This is a genomic window from Mesorhizobium sp. BR1-1-6, from assembly GCF_020165355.1.
Classification (GTDB): domain Bacteria; phylum Pseudomonadota; class Alphaproteobacteria; order Rhizobiales; family Rhizobiaceae; genus Mesorhizobium.
Genome location: NZ_JAIUHZ010000005.1, coordinates 372,241 through 389,389, shown reverse-complemented (window position 1 = coordinate 389,389; position 17,149 = coordinate 372,241). Strand labels below are relative to the sequence as shown.

Here is a 17,149-nt window from a genome sequence, read left to right as displayed (position 1 = left end):
GGGAAAAGGGCTGGATCATGGATACGTACGTGCTGCGGAAGGTAGGGCAGTAGGGCAGTAGGGCAGTAGGGCAGTAGGGCAGTAGGGCAGACCAACTCGGGCGCGTCGAATTTTTGTGTGCTTTCTTGTGTTCCGGCTCCTGATGTCTCGTTCACTTACTGCCTTACTCCCCTACTCCCCTACCTTCCGCAGCACGTACGTATCCATGATCCAGCCCTTTTCCCCGCGGGCCTGCTCGCGGATTTTTTCGATTTCGGCGCCGACGTCGCCGAGGCGGCCGGAGACGATGATTTCGTCCGGCGTGCCGAGATAAGCGCCCCATTGGATGAAAAGATCCTGGTCGGCGAGCGTGTTGAAGGCGCATTTGCCGTCAAGCATGACGACGGCGCTGCCGGCATTTTGCGGCATGCCTTCTTCCGTCAACCGGCGGCCGGTGGTGATCAGGATGGAATCGCCGATGCGATTCAGCGCTGTCGCGTGGCTGGCGGCGAGCGCCTGAATGGCGGTGATGCCGGGAATAACCTCCAGTTCGAAGGCGACGTTGCCCCTGAGGCGTACGCGCTCCAGGATGCGCAGCGCGCTGTCGTAGAGCGAGGGGTCGCCCCAGATCAGGAAGGCGCCGCAACCATCCTCGGCGATCTCTTCGCGGATCAGGTCTTCATAGATGGCGGCGATTGCCTCGTGCCAGTCATCCACCGTCGAGCGATAGGAAGGCGCCGGTTCGGCCCGCACGGGCACGTCGAATTCCACGCGGCGTGAATTCGGGTTGGTGACGAAGCGGTCGCAGATGTGACGGCGCAGTTCGGCAAGATCGTTCTTCTTCGCACCCTTGTCGGGGATGAACAGCACGTCGGCCCGATTGAGGCCGTCTATGGCCTGCACGGTCATATGGTCGGGATTGCCGGCGCCGATGCCGATGACGAGAAGCTTGCGCATGAAGCGAACTCCTGCCCGATCGCAACCCTTTAGTCCAGACTGGCGTGGCGCGGATGCGGAAGGGCTTTGAAACGCCACGTTGAAACCGCTAGGGTCATCGCGACATTCTCGCCGAGGGGCTTTCATGTTGCGATATGTTCTGACGGCGGTGCTGGCCTTGTCGGCCGCACCCGCGTTCGCCAATGATTCCGTTGCCGAACTCGGCACCGGCGGCCTGGTGCTGTCGCGCAGCGATGCCGTGGCGATGCAGAGCGAGGACCTCTTCATCTCGCCGGAAAAGGTGACCGTGGATTACGTCTTCCACAACAACACCGATAAGGACGTCGACGCGATCGTCGCCTTCCCAATGCCCGACATCTCCGGCGATCCCGAGGAGATGCCGGCGATCCCCGAAAACCAGAGCGACAATTTCCTTGGCTTCGAGGTGACGATCGACGGCGTGGCGGCAAAGCCTGAGCTCGAGCAGAAGGCGTTCGCGCTCGGCATCGACATCGGTGCCGACCTGAAGGCGCAGAACGTGCCTTTCAACCCATTCGGCGAAGCGGCAAAGGCGGCGCTCGGGAAGCTGCCGCAAACGGTGGCGGACGACTGGGTCACCCGCGGCATCATCATCGAGGACACTGTCGATGACAGCCCTGGCGCGAAACCCAATTATGCACCGTTCTGGCAATTGCGCTCGACCTATTGGTGGCGCTCGACCTTTCCGGCCAACAAGGACGTCCACGTTTCCCACCGCTACAAACCGAGCGTCGGCGGCACCTCGTCGGTCAGCTTCTTCTACGACGGCAAGTTCCAGGGACAGTACGCCGCCTACAAGTCCCGCTACTGCATGGACGACACCTTCGAGAACGCAGTGCGCAAGGCTGCCAAGAACGATCCCGACGGCTATCCAAAATATTACGAGAGCCGCATCGCCTACATCCTGACCACCGGCGGCAACTGGGCGGCCGGTAGCATCGGCAAGTTCAAGCTGACCGTCGACAAGGACAATCCCAAAGCCCTGGTCTCGTTCTGCGGCGACAATGTCAGGAAGGTCGGGCCGACGAGTTTCGAGATGACGGCTGAGGACTTCTATCCAGAGCGCGACATCGACATCCTTATCCTCGATCCATCCGACAATGGGGACGGCAACTGATGCACGTGGCAATCTATGTCGCCATCGCCGAGAACGGCGTTATCGGGCGGGACGGGGGGCTGCCCTGGCGGCTTTCCACCGATCTCAAGCGCTTCAAGGCAGACACGATGGGCAAACCTATCATCATGGGACGCAAGACCTATGAAGGCATCGGCCGGCCGCTGCCGGGCAGGCTGAACATCGTTGTCACCCGTGACAAGGCTTGGCGCGCCGACGGGGTGGAGGTGGCGCATACGCTCGAGAACGCGATCCAACTGGCTGATGTGCGTGGGCGCTGCATGAGCGGGGTGAACGAGGTCTGCGTCATCGGCGGCGGCGAAATCTATGCGCAGGCGCTGCCGCTGGCCGACCGGCTGCACGTCACCCATGTGCTGGCCGCTGTCGACGGCGACGCGCATTTCCCGCCGATCGATCCGAAACGCTGGCGCGAAGTCAGTTCGCAGGAGATCCCAGCCGGCGAAAAGGACAGCCACGCGACGCGCTATACGGTTTACGAGCGACGCCGCGAGAGCCATTGAAAGAAAAAAGGCGTTTAAAGACGACAAAGGGTCGCGACCGGCCCAAAACCGATGATGCCAGCAGAGCATCGCGTTGAAAGCATGCCGTGGCGTCCCTATAGAAGAACAAGACTGGATTTGCGCCGTAATTCCGGCGCTTGAGGGAATTCCAAGCGAAAGGACATTCATGCCCTGGAACGACAAAGGTGGCGGTGGCGGCGGCCCATGGGGCGGCGGCGGCAACAATCAGGGACCCTGGGGGCAGGGACCGAAGGGGCCAAGCGGCCCGCAAGGCTCGCCTCCCGACCTCGAGGACATCATCCGCCGTGGCCAGGACAGGCTGCGGCGCGCGCTGCCCGGCGGTGGCGGCGCCAGTCCGGCCATATTCGGCCTGATCGGCGCGGCGCTGGTCGTGCTATGGGCGTTCCAGGCAGTCTACACCGTGCAGCCCGATGAGGTCGCGGTCGAGCTGCGCTTCGGCAAGCCGAAGGCCGAGCTGTCGCAGCCCGGCCTGCATTTCCACTGGTGGCCGCTCGAAACCGTCGAAACGGCCAAGATTTCCGAGCAGCTCGTCGACATTGGCGGTGGCGCGTCCAGCGGCAACACGTCGGGGCTGATGCTTTCGGGCGACCAGAACATCGTCAACGTGCAGTTCTCGGTCGCCTATCAGGTCTCCGATCCCCGCGCCTATCTGTTCGACGTCTCCGACCCGGACGGCATGCTGCGGCAGGTCGCCGAGAGCGCGATGCGCGAGGCTGTCGGCCGCAGGCCGGCGCAGGACATCTTCCGTGACGACCGCCAGGGCATAGCGGCTTCGGTGCGCGAGATCATCCAGACCACGCTCGACGGCTACAAAGCCGGGCTTCAGGTCAACGCCATCTCGATCGAGGACGCCGCACCGCCACGTGAGGTCGCCGATGCCTTCGACGAGGTGCAGCGCGCCGAGCAGGACGAGGATAAGTTCGTCGAGCAGGCCAACCAGTACTCCAACCAGAAGCTCGGCCAGGCTCGCGGCGAGGCCGCACAGGTCCGCGAAGACGCGGCCGCCTACAAGAACCGGGTGGTGCAGGAGGCCGAAGGTGAGGCCCAGCGCTTCATCTCCGTCTATGACGAATATGCCAAGGCGCCCGACGTGACGCGCAAGCGGCTTTACCTGGAAACGATGGAGAAGGTGCTGAAGGACTCCGGCAAGGTGATCGTCGAGCAAGGCAACGGGCAGGGGGTTGTCCCTTATCTGCCGCTGCCGGCATTGCAGCAGAAAGCGCCGGCTCCGGCTCCGCTTGGCGCGACGACGGGAGGTAACCAGTGATGGCCAACCGTCTTCCCGTCATCGTCGTCATCGCGGCGGTCATCCTGTTCCTGCTCTATTCGTCGGTCTTCGTGGTCAATGCGCGCCAGCAGGCGCTGGTGCTGAGGTTCGGCGAGATCGTCGACGTCAAGACCGAACCCGGCATCTACTTCAAGGCGCCGTTCTCGTTCTTCGACGCCGACACGGTGCAGTTGATCGAGAACCGGGTGCTGCGCTTCGACCTCGACAACATCCGCGTCCAGGTCTCGGGCGGCAAGTTCTATGAGGTCGATGCCTTCATCGCCTACCGAATCTCGGATCCGCGTGTCTTCCGTGCCGCCGTATCCGGCCAGATCGAGCTCGCCGAAGCCCGGCTGAGGACGCGTCTCGACGCTGCCTTGCGCCGGGTCTACGGTCTGCGAGACTTCGAGGCCGCCCTTTCGGAGGAGCGCGCGGTGATGATGCGCGAAGTGCGCGATCAGCTACGGCCCGACGCCACCTCGCTCGGCCTGCAGATCGAGGATGTCCGCATCCGCCGCACCGACCTCACCGCCGAAGTCTCGCAGCAGACCTTCGATCGCATGAAGGCGGAACGTCTGGCTGAGGCCGAAAGGCTGAGGGCGCGCGGCAATGAGGCGGCGCAGCGCATCAAGGCCCGCGCCGACCGTGAGGTGGTCGAGATCATCGCGGAAGCGCAGAAGGAGTCCGAAATCCTGCGCGGCGAGGGCGAGGCGCAGCGCAGCGCCACCTTTGCCGAGGCTTATCAGCGCGATCCGGCGTTCTTCGATTTCTACCGGTCGATGAACGCCTATGGCACGGCGCTGGACAACACCGGCACGACAATGGTGCTGTCGCCGAATTCGGAGTTCTTCCGTTTCTTCCGCGACCCTGACGGAAAGGAGGCGCCGGCAAGGCCGGCGGCTCCGCAACCGGCACCTCCTGCCGCACCGGCGACCGCACCCGCAACTTCGCCCGGCACCGGCCAGTAGCGGCCGGTGCAGGATTTCTTGGCGGCAATAGGCCTGGTCGTCGTCATTGAGGGCTTGGTCTATGGCGGCTTTCCCGGTTTCGCCAGGAAACTGGCGGGCGAGGTGCTGTCATTGCCGGAGAATGCATTGCGGATTGCCGGGCTGGTGGCGATTGGCGCCGGCGTCGGTATCGTCTGGCTGGTCCGCGGCGGCTAGGGGGGTGTGCAAAAACGCGGGATTTACACTCTGCCAATAGCCATAGCCGCAAACGTGCCCTATTTCTTGCCATCATGGCGCGACACGGCGTTTCCGTCGAAGCGCTTTTCTCTTTCAGAAGTGCCGGGAGGCTTCTCGATGACATCCAACACCCTTTTGCGCGCGGTTCGACGCACGTTCGTCGCTGGCGCGGCAGCGCTTCTTCTGGGCACCGTGGCCGTTCCGGCCTTCGTGACGTCGACAATGGCCGCCGACGGGCCTGCTTCGGTGGCCGACCTGGCGCAAGGCCTGCTCGGCGCGGTGGTCAACATCTCGACGTCGCAGACGGTGAAGGGCACGGAAGGTCCGGGCGCGGTGCCGATGCCGCAGCTTCCCGAAGGCTCGCCGTTCCAGGATTTCTTCGACGATTTCTTCAAGAACCGTGGCGGCGACAAGGACAATGGCTCGCAGAAAGTGCAGTCGCTCGGCTCCGGTTTCGTCATCGACGCCGAGCAGGGCATCGTCGTCACCAACAACCATGTCATCGCCGATGCCGACGATATCGAGGTCAATTTCTCCGATGGAGTCACGCTGAAGGCGACGCTGGTCGGCACCGACACCAAGACCGATGTCGCGGTGCTCAAGGTCGATCCGAAGGGCCACAAGCTGACGGCGGTGAAGTTCGGCGATTCCACCAAGATGCGCGTCGGCGACTGGGTGATGGCGATCGGCAATCCGTTCGGCCTCGGCGGCACGGTCACGGTCGGCATCGTCTCGGCGCGTAACCGCGACATCAATTCAGGCCCCTATGACGATTTCATCCAGACCGATGCCGCGATCAACCGCGGCAATTCGGGCGGGCCGCTGTTCAACAGCGCCGGCGAGGTCATCGGCATCAACACGGCGATCATTTCGCCGTCCGGCGGCTCGATCGGCATCGGCTTCTCCATCCCCTCGCAGCTCGCATCGGGCGTTGTCGAGCAACTGCGCCAATATGGCGAAACGCGGCGCGGCTGGCTTGGCGTGCGCATCCAGCCGGTGACCGACGACATTGCCGAGAGCCTCGGCATGGCGACCGCCAAGGGTGCGCTGGTCGCCGGCGTCATCAAGGGTGGACCGGTCGACAACGGCACCATCCAGGCCGGCGACGTGATCATCAAGTTCGACGGCAAGGACATCCACGAGATGCGCGACCTGCCGCGTGTGGTCGCGGAGAGCCCGGTCGGCAAGGCGGTCGACGTGCTGATCGTGCGCAAGGGTGTCGAGCAGACGGTGAAGGTAACACTTGGCCGGCTCGAGGACAGCGAGAAGCTCGCCAGCGGCGAAAACGGCAACACCGACCAGGACAAGGGCGACAAGGCGCCGGCGGTTTCGACGGCCTCGGTGCTTGGCATGACCGTCGGCGAACTCAACGACGAGACGCGCAAGAAGTTCAGCATCGCCGCCGATGTGTCGGGCGTCGTCATCACCGACGTCGCCAAGGACTCGGCCGCGGCTGAACGCGGCATCCAGCCGGGCGAGGTGATCACCGAAATTGCACAGGAATCGGTTGCCACGCCCAAGGATGTGATGGACCGGATCGGCGCGCTGAAGGAGCAGGGACGCAAGAACGCACTGTTGATGCTGGCGTCCAAGACCGGTGAGCTGAGGTTTGTGACGATCCGGATGGACTGAGGATCGCTAACGATGGTCATATTGTAACATCCCATGGGATGTACTATTTTGACTTGTGAGGCGGATCGTACTGGACACAAACGTTTTGACGGCAGGTTTGCGAAGCAGGAATGGCACGTCTTTCGCCATCCTGCAGCTGATTGCGGATCGGCAAATTCGCCCATTAGTGACGACAGCGCTGTTTCTTGAATATGAAACCGTGCTGGCCAGACCCGAGCAGGTGGCGGCTCACGGGTTGTCCGCGCCGGATCTGGGCCGTTTGCTGGCCGGCTTTGCATTGCTGGCTGAGCCGGTCGAGCTGCACTTTCTCTGGCGGCCGCAATTGAACGATCCGAAGGATGAGATGGTGCTTGAAGCAGCGATCAACGGCCGGGCCGATGCGTTGGTGACTCACAATCGCCGGGACTTCCTAGCTGCGGCAGGCCGTTTTGATGTACTGCTTGTGAGCCCGGCCGAGTTCTTGGAAGGACTTCGTACATGAGCAAAGCGACTTATCCGCTGAAACTGCCACAGTCGGTTAAGGAAGCAGCCGCGCGCCTCGCGAAGGCCGATGGCGTGTCGCTCAATCAATGGATTGCGTCGGCTGTGGCGCAAAAGGTCGGGGCAATGGAAGCGGCAGCTGACTTCCTGCGTCGTCGTGCCGGCGACGCGTCACCGGGCGATTTCGCGAAAATGCTGGGGCGGGTCGCAGACAGATCGCCACAGTCCGGCGACGAATTTCCACCTGACAGGCATTGATCAGCGACGATTCTTCCGCCAATCCGCGCTCGTCAGCCTGTAGAACACATGCCTTTTCAGCTCCGGGTGGCTGTCGGGAATGCCGGGGTGGTCGAAGTTGGCCGAGGGATCGGCGGTCATGCCGAGGCGCTTCATGACGGCAGTGGAGCGGCGGTTGTTCTCGACCGCGAAGGAGACGATCTCGCCAAGGCCGAGTTTTTCGAAGCCGTAGGCCAGCCATGCCTCGGCAGCTTCCGTGACATAACCCTTGCCCCAGAATTCGGGCGCCAGCCGCCAGCCGACCTCAACGGTGCCGGCGGGAAGGAACGGCAGATGGTCGGTCCCGGTGATACCGACAAAGCCGATGCATTGACCTGATGCAGCGACCTCGGCGGCGGCAAAGCCATAGCCGTCCCGATCGATGATGGCCCGCAGTTCGTCCATCTTGGCGTCTGCTGCGGCGCGGCCGCGACGGAAGGGGAAGAACTCCATCACGCGTTCATCGGAATTGATGCGACGGAACAGCTCCCGGTCGCGATCCTCCCAGTTGCGCAGGATTAGGCGCTCGGTGCGCATTGGTTTCATTGGACGAAATCTTCCTGCCCGTAGCCTTGCAGATAGAGCAATGCGGTCAGGTCGCCATGGTCGATGCGAACCTTTGCCTGCGCGGCCACCATCGGTTTGGCATGCAGCGCAACACCGGTGCCGGCAAGGCGGATCATGTCGAGATCGTTGGCCCCGTCGCCGACAGCAATGGCATCGGCCGGGGTGAGGCCGAGACGCGCCGTGATCTCGATCAGCGCCTCGGCCTTGGCGGCGCGGCCGAGGATCGGCTCGCCGACCAACCCGGCAAAGAGGCCATCCTGTTCGAGCAGGCGGTTGGCGCGGTTTTCATGGAAGCCGAGCATGGCGGCGATGCGTGAGGTGAAGACCTCGAAGCCGCCCGAGACTAGCGCGGTCCAGGCGCCGTTGGCCCGCATCGTCTGCACCAGCGCGCGACCGCCGGAGGCCAATGTCAACCGGTTGGCAACGATCAGATCGACCACGGCCGCATCGAGCCCCTTGAGCAACGCCACGCGCTCGCGCAGGGCGGGCTCGAAGGCGATCTCGCCATTCATCGATCGTGCCGTGATCGCCGCGACGTGCTCCTTGACGCCGATCTCGTCGGCCAGCTCATCGATGCATTCCTGGTCGATCATGGTCGAATCCATGTCGGCGATGAGGATCTTCTTGCGGCGCGTTGCCGACTGCTGGACGATCACGTCGATCGGCTCGGCGGCCAGCGCCGCGCGCAGATTGGCGGCCGCCTCGTCGGCTTGTGCATTCGCTGGCAGTGCGAGATCGCAGGCAATGTCTTCGGCCATCCAGCGAACAGTGCTTGCGCCCACCGACCGTGAGGCCATATTCGCAAGCGATGGCGACAAGGCACGATCGGCGGGATGGGAAACAAGCGTGGCGATAAGCGGCATCGATAATTCCGGTGCGGATGCGGGCGAAGGCCGCGTGAAGAATGCGATCCTGATAGCCGGGCCGACCGCCAGCGGCAAGTCGGCGCTGGCGCTCGACCTGGCCGAACGTATAGGCGGCGTGATCGTCAACACCGATTCCATGCAAGCCTATTCGGTTCTCGACGTGTTGACTGCCCGGCCGGAGGCGGCGGACCTCGCTCGGGCACCGCATTATCTCTATGGGCATGTCCATCCCGGCACCGCCTACTCGACCGGGGCGTGGCTGCGCGACGTGACGAGGCTGATCGAAGACGGCGCGCTCTCGCGGCGACCGATCTTCGTCGGCGGCACCGGCCTTTACTTTCGCGCCTTGGCCGAGGGCATATCGGAAATGCCCGACATTCCGCGGCAGGTACGCGACCGTTGGCGCTACGAGTTGAAGGAGCAAGGCGCCGTCAAACTGCATGGTATCCTGCTGCGCGAGGATTCCAGGGCAGCCATGCAGTTGAAGCCCACGGACAGCCAGCGCATCGTGCGGGCGCTCGAAGTGCTCGACGCATCCGGCCGCTCGATCCTGGACTGGCAGGCCGCGCGGGGCCGGCCGCTCATCGACAGACAGACGGCCCGCTTCTTTGTCATCGAGCCGGACCGGGCCGCGCTGGTCGGACGCATCGAAAGGCGTTTCGACCAGATGCTGGCCAAGGGCGCACTGGACGAAGTCAGGCAACTTGCATCGCTTCGTCTCGATCCGCAATTGCCGGCGATGAAGGCGATCGGCGTTCGCGAACTGCAAGCGGCGATGGCCGCACAATCGGGTTTTCCCGAGGCGATTGAGCGCGCCAAGATCGCAACCAGGCAATATGCCAAGCGGCAGACGACCTGGTTTCGGCACCAGCTAGGACCGGAATGGCAAAGATTGCATCCTGGTGACGATCTCGAAACCACGATCCAAACGCTTGTTGCTAATGCAACCTAGAAAGCCTTTCCTTCACGGAAAGGTTCTCGTTGTGGTTGTCCAAATTAACCCTCCGTAAGGCCCGCCATGCCATAAGGTCGATGGGCATTTTTCCATCGGGGAGCAGATGCGTTTCCACAAGGCGGAATCGGCGTTTTTCGTCTTTATCTTCGTGATCCTGGCCGCCGGCCTGGTGACGCTGCATGCCTATGGACTGCTACAATCCTTTGCCACCGAACTGCACACGGCCTCCGGCCTGGACAAGGTCATCTACCTCAACAAGCTGCTTTTCGCGACGGGCGTGCTGCTCGCGACCGCGCTGTTCTTCGGCATCTTCTTCATCTACCCGCTGATCCGCAGGCAGGCGACGGAGGAAGGCAAGCTGCGCGCCATGACCGTGTCACTGAGCGCCCGCTCCGAGACGTTCGAACATGCGGCGCTGACAGACAGCCTGACCGGCATGCAGAACCGGCGCTATTTCGACGACGCGCTGAAGGAATACCTCGAAGAGTTCAAGCGCATCGAGAAACCCGTCGGGCTGATGATCCTGGACCTCGATCATTTCAAGCAGGTCAACGATACACACGGCCACGACGTCGGCGACGAGGTGCTCAAGGCCGTCGCCAGCTGTCTCAAGGACATGACGCGCTACCATGACGTGGTGGCGCGATTGGGCGGCGAGGAATTCGCCGTGGTCACGCCCAACATGGAGGCGGAATTGTTGTCGAAATTCGCCGAGCGTATCCGCAAGGCGATCGCCAACATGTCGGTTCTCTCCGGCAATGTCCGGCTCAAGATCACCACCAGCGTCGGCCTTGCCGTTTGGGACCGCAAGGAGACGGCGGAAGAATTCTATCGCCGCGCCGACCGCCAGCTCTACGAGGCCAAGAGGCAAGGCCGCAACCGCGTCTGCGCCTGAAATCCCGAAGAAGAATTCATGAGGCCGGTTGCCTGACGCGGCTTTTTCGACTTCCGGTGCTCACGGACTGAATGTCCGCTCCGCTCCGGCTTCTCGAAAACCACGCCATTCAATCCGGCCTCATGAATTCCCTTTCGGGATTTGACCAAGCTGGTTCGATGAAGCCTTTGGAAGCTTGTGTGCGGCTTCCCGGCCGGTCGTCAGAGAGCTTGCAGGCTCAATCGTTCTGGGGGCGCATGCCGAAGGTGGCGGGCTTGAGGCCGTAGCGCATATCGAAATCATCATCCGATTGCACGCGTGCGGCCGGCGGCTTGCGGTAGTCGGGATCGCCAGCCTGGCGGCCAGAATCGACCACTTCGGCAAAGGCCATCGCCTGCTGCTGCGGCTTTGGAACGTTGCGAAGCCGTTCCACGATCGCCACCAAATCGACATCGTCGCCGGTTTTCGACGACATGGCTTGTTCGCGCTTCGCCGTGCCGGGGATCAGTTCAGCCGGCAGTCTCTCGAACTTCAGCCGCATCGTCGTGGCCACGCCTTCGCCGAAGGCGATGGCTTCGCGCTGGCCCATGGACGACAGGAAAGCAAGCGTGGAGGCGGACGAGTCGGCGATGGCCGAGCGGATGATCGCCTGGTCTTGCTCATTGGCGAGCCGCATGGCGAAAAAGGTCGAGCATTGCGACAGGATGGTCGGGTCGAGTTCGCCCGGGCGTTGGGTGACGACGCCGAGATAGCAGCCATACTTGCGGCCTTCCTTGGCAATGCGCGACAGCGCGTGCCTTGTCGGCGCGAAGCCGAGGCGCGCATCGGCCGGCATGTAGCGATGCGCTTCTTCGCACAGCAATAGGAGCTGCAGCTTGCCCTCGCTCCACAGTGCAAGGTCGAACGCCAGGCGCGCCAGCACCGAACAGACGGAATTGACCACTTCGGACGGCATGCCGGCCATTTCGAAACAGGTCACCGGGCGGCCGTTATGCGGCACGCGGAAGATGTTGCCTATGGTCTCGTGGATGGTGTCCTCGATCAGGCGCGAGTTGAACATGAAACGGTAGCGCGGATCGGCTGCCGCCGATTCGATGCGAGTCTTCAGCGATTTGAGCGTCGGGCGCTCGTTCTTGCTTTCAAGCATGCCCATACGCTCGTCAATCTGCTTGAGCAGATCGGCAATGCGGTAGGGCACTGGCGTATCGGCGGTCAGCGCATCGCTGCCGCGCCTGAGATAGGCGCCGGAATTGGGGTTGCGATAGAGGTTTTTGGCGAGCGGAATGAGGTCGCGCAGCGCATCGATCTCGTCGGGCACGGTCTCGCGGCCGCGAAACAGAACCTCGGCGAATTCCTCGAGCCGGAACATCCAGAACGGAAGGTCGAGCGTCTTGGAATCGACCTTGACGCAATATTCGGGCAGCGACGCGGCGAATTCGTTGTGCGGATCGAGGATCAGGATGCGCAGATCCGGCCGCGCCGCGATCGATTTGCGCAGCAGCAGCGAGACGGCGGTGGACTTGCCGACACCGGTGGTGCCGACAATGGCAAAGTGGCGCGCCAGCGTGTCGTCGATGGCGATGTTGGCGGCGATCGCCTCGTCCTGCGACAGCGAGCCGATGGTGATCGAATGACGCCCGGCCAGATCGTAGACGGCCTGCAGGTCACGGCTGCGGATGCGGTGCGCGATGGCGCCGATATGGGGATAGGTGGTGATGCCGCGGTCGAAGATCGGCTTGGAGCCGGGCTCGGCGCCGTCGCGCACTTCGCCGATCAGCTCGATGCTGACCTCGATGGCGTTCTGGCCTTCGCTGTTCCAGGCGCGATCCGACTTGCCGATCGCATAGACCAGGCCGACGGTGCGCGTGGTGCCGAGATTGACCGAGATCATCTTGCCGACCGTCCACAGGCCGGTCACCGCGCCGTCGACGTCGTCCGCAAAGGCGCTGATGGTGGCGCGCGCACCGTCGCATTGCACGACATTGCCCAGGATGCGCCTGTCGTTCTGTTCGGCGTTGCGGCGCTCCTGCGATGTCGGTTCTCCGACCGAGGCTTCGCGTTCGACATACATGGACAGGCCAATCCCCATTTTCCCTCACGTCGAAGCCTACAGGAACGGGGTTAAGGTCGAGTGTGGCCGGATGGTGTAGGGAGGATTAAGAAGCTGGTGAAAATTGTCGCGACAAGGCTCTTTTCCAGCTGTCGGATTTTCGCTATAATAAACGAATGAATGATATAGCGAACGATATCTCCTCCACAATCGGCAGACGGATACACGCCGAGAGGACGATACGGGACTGGTCCCTGGCCGAACTCGCCGAGCGCTCCGGCGTCTCCAAAGCCATGCTGAGCACGATCGAGCGCGGCATGACCAGCCCGACGGCAGCGCTCTTGGTGCGGATCGCCGCCGCCTTCGGCATGACGCTGTCGACCCTTATCGCACGCGCGGAATTGCAGGGCGGCGGCTTGCTGCGGGCGAGCGACCAGCCCGTTTGGCGGGATCCCGACACCGGCTATGTCAGGCGGCATCTTTCGCCGGCCGGCGACATGCCGCTCGAACTGATCAGGGTTCATCTGCCGGCGGGCGCCAAGGTCAGCCTGCCCGCGGCATCCTACGCCTTCATCAAACAGCAGATATGGCTGATCTCCGGACGGCTGGAATTCACCGAGGGCGATCTGGTGCACAGGCTCGAGCCCGGCGACTGTCTGGCGCTCGGCGCGCCGTCGGACTGCACCTTCCATGCACTCGAGGCGGGCGCCGACTATCTCGTCGCGCTGGTCAGGGCCTGACATCATGCCGAGACGTCCAAAGCGCTCCCACAATGGGGGACCGCCGCTCGACGACTACAAGGGGCCGCCATGGGGCAAGGGCGATCCTTATATTTTCCTGGCCTGGCAGGCCGCGCATGCCAAGGCGTGGAAAGCACCGAGCCGCGACGTCATGCTGATGCGCGTGGACAAGGCGGAACGGCTGGGACTTACCTATGAGGAATACACGCTCGAACTCCTCGAACGCGGACGCCACCTTCAGGAAGAGGACACCGAACGCATCGCCGCGATCAAGGCGGCGCGCAAGGGAAAGCGATTCAGCGCTTTCGATTGACGCCAGTTCGACCGTATCGATCCTTCCATCTCAGCCAGGCAGAACGAGCATGCATTCCATCGAGATCAGAATGTTGACGCAGGACGCGCGGACACAGGCGTTGCTTGGCGATCTTCTGGTCGAAACGGTTGCCGCGGGCGGGTCGGTGAGCTTCATGCATCCGCTGGCGCCGGAAACCGCCCGCAGGTTCTGGGACACGTCGCTGACGGCGGCCGCAAGAGGCGAGCGGGTGGTGCTTGGCGCGTGGGAGGCAGACACGCTGGTCGGCACGGTCACGCTGCTGCTCGACTGTCCGCCCAACCAGCCGCACCGGGGCGAGATCGCCAAGCTGATGACGCGCCTCGATCGTCGAGGCAAAGGCGTGGCGACCCGCCTGATGCAAGCGGCCGAGGCCCTTGCGGTGGAGAGGGGCCGCACGCTTCTGGTTCTGGATACGGCGACCGAAGAGGGGGCGTCCGGGCTCTATGAGAGGCTGGGCTTCACGCTGACCGGGGAAATACCGGACTATGCATTGAAGCCCCATGGCGGGCTGACCGGCACGCTCATCTACTGGAAGCGCATCGGCCGGTGAACGTCATGTCGGAGATGGCTCGCCGAGGCGCGACAGCAGCCATTGGCGGAAATCCTGCTCGGCACCGGTCAGTCGCGCGATCGGTGCCTTGGTCAGAAAATGCCCCGATGTGCTCGGGAGCTCGAAATCGGAAAGCCTGGCCAGGGCCTTGCTTTCGAGTGCCGCGTCAATCAGCGGCCGCGAGCCCAGAAGCACGCCCGCGCCGGCTCGCGCAGCCTCCATCGCAGCCACGAAGCTGTCGAAGCGATGCGAGCGCCTGGGGTGACCGGCCAATCCCGCCGCGGCGAACCATTCCGCCCACATCTCGCGCGCACCGGCCACCAGGAGCAGCGGCAGGGATGTCCAGTCGGCATCACTGGCCAAGGCCGGGGCGGCCACCGGCACAAGCCACTCGGCGGTCAGCCTGTCGGCCAGGCGTCCGGGAAAGGATCCGTTGCCGAAACGGATGTCCAGCGCTGAGCCCGGCAGGTCATAGTCGGTCGGGCGATGGATCGTCACCAGGTCGACATGGATGCGCGGCAGCGCCTTGGCAAGGTCGGGCAGCTTCGGAACGAGCACCAGCAAAGCGAAAGAGATCGGCGCCCGCAAGGTGACGGTCTCGACGGCGCGGGGCTCGAACAGTTCCGCCGTGCTGCTGCCGATGGTGGCGAAGGCTGATTGGATGTGGGGCAAGTAGGCGGCGCCCTCCGGCAACAGTGCGACGCCCCGCGCCAGCCGTGAGAACAGACGCGTCTTCAGCCGATCCTCGAGGAGCCGGACATGCTGACTGACGGCCGCCTGGGTCAGGCCGAGTTCGGCGGCCGCCGCCGTAAAATTCGAAAGCCGCGCCGCTGCCTCGAAGCTGCGCAGCCAGTCGAGTGGGGGCAAGGTGGGGATGGTTCTCGCAGGCATTACGATTTTGCAGCCATTGACCGTAAAATGATAATTTCAATTATACCTTTCGCTCGATCAACATGCAATCGAGGCCCCGCTGAGCGGACTGCGGGGCGCAATGGACAGGAACATCTCCATGTTGACCGATGCGCTGATAGGCGACGCAGGAAGAATGATCGAACTGGGCTGGAAGGACGGGACGCGCTGCCGGTTCCATGCCATGTGGCTTCGCGACAACGCACTCGACGACAAGACACGCAGCGCCGGCAACGGCCAGCGACTGATCACCATCCTCGATATTCCAGCCGAGACGCGGATCGGTGCCGCTTCGATCAAGGGCAATGCCGTGGAGATCAGATTCGTGCCCGAGAAGAAGACGGTCAGCTTTCCCGAGGCGTGGCTTCGAGCCAATGCCTATGATCGCGCCGAGGCCCGTCAGTCCGGATGGACCGCCGACGCGGTGCAGCGCTGGACAAGGGCGACGATGCAGAATTCGGTGCCGCGCGCCGGCTATCCGGCGGCAGGCCGCAGCCGCGGTGTACTGCGGGAATGGCTCTCGGCGGTGAGGACATATGGTTTTGCAGTGATGGACGGACTGCCGGCCGAACCAGGCGCTCTGTGCAAGGTCTCCGACCTGTTCGGCTACATCAGGGAGACCAATTACGGGCGCTGGTTCGAAGTGCGCGCCGAGGTCAATCCGAACAATCTGGCCTACACCAATCTCGGCCTCCAGGCGCATACCGACAACCCCTATCGGGATCCGGTGCCGACGCTGCAGATCCTGTCCTGTATCGAGAACACGGTGGAGGGTGGCGAGTCGAGCGTCGTCGACGGGTTCGCCGTGGCGGCCGCCTTGCAGGCCGAGAACCCCGAAGGCTTCCGACTCCTGAGTTCGCATCCGGCGCGTTTCGGATATGCCGGCTCGTCCGGCGTGCGGCTGCAGGCGAAGCGGCCTATGATCGAACTCGGGCCGGACGGCGAACTGATCTGCATCCGCTTCAACAACCGCTCGCTGGCGCCGACCGTCGACGTGCCTTTCGCCGAGATGGAGGCCTACTACGCCGCCTATCGCCGCTTTGCGGAGTTGATCGAGGATCCGGCCTTCGAAGTGACGTTCAAGCTCGAGCCGGGACAGGCCTTCATCGTCGACAACACCCGCGTCATGCATGCGCGCAAGGCGTTTTCGGGAACCGGGAAACGCTGGCTGCAGGGCTGTTATGCCGACAAGGACGGCCTGCTGTCGACGTTGGCGGCGATCGAGCACGGTTTCAAGGAGGCGGCGGAATGAACGCACATGATCTGAACGCCGGCAACATCGTCGAATTCATCGCCGATATCTTCGAGCGCCGGGGAGCCGAATCCTATCTCGGCGAGCCGGTGACGATGTCCGAGCATATGCTGCAGGGCGCCTGGCTCGCAGAGCAGGATGGTGCGCCGGAAGAACTGGTGGCAGCAGCCCTGCTGCACGATATCGGCCACTACACCAGCGAGTTCGGTACCTATTCGCCCGATGACGTCGAGGACAAGCACCATGACGAGGCCGGCGGCGAGGTGCTGGCGCCGTTCTTCCCGCCGGTCATCGTCGAATGCGTCAGGCTGCATGTCTCGGCCAAGCGCTATCTCTGCGCCACCGACCCGACCTATTTCGACAAGCTGTCGCCGGCTTCGGTTCATACGCTGTCGTTGCAGGGCGGGCCGATGAGCCCGGACGAGGTGGCCGGGTTCCGCAAGAACCCGTTTCACGAAGAGGCGGTGCGCGTCCGCATCTGGGACGAGGGCGGCAAGGTCGCCGACATGAGGACGCGCACGTTTCGCGACTATGTGCCGTTGCTAGAACGCGTGGTGGCGCGGTTCGCGGCCGACCAGGCGGCGTAGCCGATCGCACTGATCA

20 protein-coding genes are annotated in these 17,149 nt (G+C 63.4%); 15 read left to right on the top strand and 5 right to left on the bottom strand.

The annotated features are described in order from the left end of the window. Positions 1-171: 171 nt before the first annotated feature. Positions 172-936, bottom strand: coding sequence for a precorrin-6A synthase (deacetylating) (gene cobF, locus LB545_RS13885; RefSeq protein WP_140516517.1), 765 nt, complete (start codon positions 934-936; stop codon positions 172-174). A gap of 124 nt (positions 937-1,060) precedes the next feature. Between cobF and LB545_RS13880 the strand changes: the two genes are divergently transcribed. The 8 genes from LB545_RS13880 to LB545_RS13845 all read left to right on the top strand — a co-directional run bounded on the left by LB545_RS13880 (position 1,061) and on the right by LB545_RS13845 (position 7,431). After that, the gene (locus LB545_RS13880) at positions 1,061-2,071 is read left to right on the top strand and encodes a DUF4424 domain-containing protein (RefSeq protein ID WP_140664680.1); all 1,011 of its coding nucleotides are present in this window, start codon (positions 1,061-1,063) and stop codon (positions 2,069-2,071) included. Next, positions 2,071-2,589 carry a dihydrofolate reductase gene (locus tag LB545_RS13875; RefSeq protein ID WP_140664677.1) on the top strand — a complete coding sequence of 173 codons (519 nt, stop codon included), beginning with the start codon at positions 2,071-2,073 and terminating at the stop codon, positions 2,587-2,589. The genes LB545_RS13880 and LB545_RS13875 overlap by 1 nt, the downstream gene beginning before the upstream one ends. Before the next feature lie 166 nt (positions 2,590-2,755). Further along, positions 2,756-3,877 carry an FtsH protease activity modulator HflK gene (gene hflK, locus LB545_RS13870; RefSeq protein ID WP_140495337.1) on the top strand — a complete coding sequence of 374 codons (1,122 nt, stop codon included), beginning with the start codon at positions 2,756-2,758 and terminating at the stop codon, positions 3,875-3,877. Continuing rightward, positions 3,877-4,845, top strand: coding sequence for a protease modulator HflC (gene hflC / locus LB545_RS13865; protein ID WP_140521174.1), 969 nt, complete (start codon positions 3,877-3,879; stop codon positions 4,843-4,845). The genes hflK and hflC overlap by 1 nt, the downstream gene beginning before the upstream one ends. Before the next feature lie 6 nt (positions 4,846-4,851). Further along, on the top strand, positions 4,852-5,040 hold the full coding sequence (locus LB545_RS13860; protein ID WP_224705259.1) for a DUF2065 domain-containing protein: 189 nt from the start codon (positions 4,852-4,854) through the stop codon (positions 5,038-5,040). A gap of 138 nt (positions 5,041-5,178) precedes the next feature. Next, complete coding sequence (locus LB545_RS13855) at positions 5,179-6,693, top strand: DegQ family serine endoprotease (protein WP_224705257.1); 1,515 nt, start codon at positions 5,179-5,181, stop codon at positions 6,691-6,693. 55 nt (positions 6,694-6,748) lie between these two features. Continuing rightward, positions 6,749-7,174, top strand: coding sequence for a putative toxin-antitoxin system toxin component, PIN family (locus LB545_RS13850; protein ID WP_224705255.1), 426 nt, complete (start codon positions 6,749-6,751; stop codon positions 7,172-7,174). Next, positions 7,171-7,431: a toxin-antitoxin system HicB family antitoxin gene (locus tag LB545_RS13845; RefSeq protein ID WP_140495345.1), complete on the top strand. Its 261-nt coding sequence runs from the start codon at positions 7,171-7,173 to the stop codon at positions 7,429-7,431. The genes LB545_RS13850 and LB545_RS13845 overlap by 4 nt, the downstream gene beginning before the upstream one ends. Here LB545_RS13845 and LB545_RS13840 read toward each other — a convergent pair whose 3' ends face one another. Further along, entirely contained in the window at positions 7,432-7,995 is a 564-nt protein-coding gene (locus LB545_RS13840) for a GNAT family N-acetyltransferase (protein WP_224705253.1), read from the bottom strand. Further along, positions 7,992-8,879, bottom strand: coding sequence for a phosphoserine phosphatase SerB (gene serB, locus LB545_RS13835; protein ID WP_224705251.1), 888 nt, complete (start codon positions 8,877-8,879; stop codon positions 7,992-7,994). Before serB ends, LB545_RS13840 begins: the two co-directional genes overlap by 4 nt. Here serB and miaA point away from each other — a divergent pair. Beyond that, positions 8,869-9,834, top strand: a complete 966-nt coding sequence (miaA, locus tag LB545_RS13830; RefSeq protein ID WP_224705264.1) for a tRNA (adenosine(37)-N6)-dimethylallyltransferase MiaA — start codon at positions 8,869-8,871, stop codon at positions 9,832-9,834. The genes serB and miaA overlap by 11 nt on opposite strands. Before the next feature lie 106 nt (positions 9,835-9,940). Then, complete coding sequence (locus tag LB545_RS13825; RefSeq protein ID WP_140495351.1) at positions 9,941-10,732, top strand: GGDEF domain-containing protein; 792 nt, start codon at positions 9,941-9,943, stop codon at positions 10,730-10,732. A 217-nt stretch (positions 10,733-10,949) separates the two neighbouring features. On the opposite strand, the gene LB545_RS13820 is transcribed toward LB545_RS13825, so the two are convergent. After that, complete coding sequence (locus tag LB545_RS13820) at positions 10,950-12,782, bottom strand: ATP-binding protein (RefSeq protein ID WP_140559668.1); 1,833 nt, start codon at positions 12,780-12,782, stop codon at positions 10,950-10,952. Positions 12,783-12,937: 155 nt separating this feature from the next. Between LB545_RS13820 and LB545_RS13815 the strand changes: the two genes are divergently transcribed. From LB545_RS13815 to LB545_RS13805, 3 genes are read left to right on the top strand one after another with little or no spacing between them, the layout of a single operon-like run. Further along, positions 12,938-13,501, top strand: a complete 564-nt coding sequence (locus LB545_RS13815; protein WP_140623166.1) for a helix-turn-helix domain-containing protein — start codon at positions 12,938-12,940, stop codon at positions 13,499-13,501. A 4-nt stretch (positions 13,502-13,505) separates the two neighbouring features. Continuing rightward, on the top strand, positions 13,506-13,814 hold the full coding sequence (locus LB545_RS13810) for a hypothetical protein (protein WP_140516495.1): 309 nt from the start codon (positions 13,506-13,508) through the stop codon (positions 13,812-13,814). Between the two features lie 49 nt (positions 13,815-13,863). After that, the gene (locus LB545_RS13805) at positions 13,864-14,385 is read left to right on the top strand and encodes a GNAT family N-acetyltransferase (protein WP_140559559.1); all 522 of its coding nucleotides are present in this window, start codon (positions 13,864-13,866) and stop codon (positions 14,383-14,385) included. A gap of 3 nt (positions 14,386-14,388) precedes the next feature. Here the strand turns inward: LB545_RS13805 and LB545_RS13800 are convergent, their stop codons facing one another. After that, the gene (locus LB545_RS13800; RefSeq protein ID WP_224705249.1) at positions 14,389-15,276 is read right to left on the bottom strand and encodes a LysR family transcriptional regulator; all 888 of its coding nucleotides are present in this window, start codon (positions 15,274-15,276) and stop codon (positions 14,389-14,391) included. Positions 15,277-15,394: 118 nt separating this feature from the next. Between LB545_RS13800 and LB545_RS13795 the strand changes: the two genes are divergently transcribed. Further along, positions 15,395-16,546, top strand: coding sequence for a gamma-butyrobetaine dioxygenase (locus tag LB545_RS13795; RefSeq protein ID WP_140495360.1), 1,152 nt, complete (start codon positions 15,395-15,397; stop codon positions 16,544-16,546). Further along, complete coding sequence (locus LB545_RS13790; RefSeq protein ID WP_140495362.1) at positions 16,543-17,133, top strand: HD domain-containing protein; 591 nt, start codon at positions 16,543-16,545, stop codon at positions 17,131-17,133. Before LB545_RS13795 ends, LB545_RS13790 begins: the two co-directional genes overlap by 4 nt. Positions 17,134-17,149 lie beyond the last annotated feature (16 nt).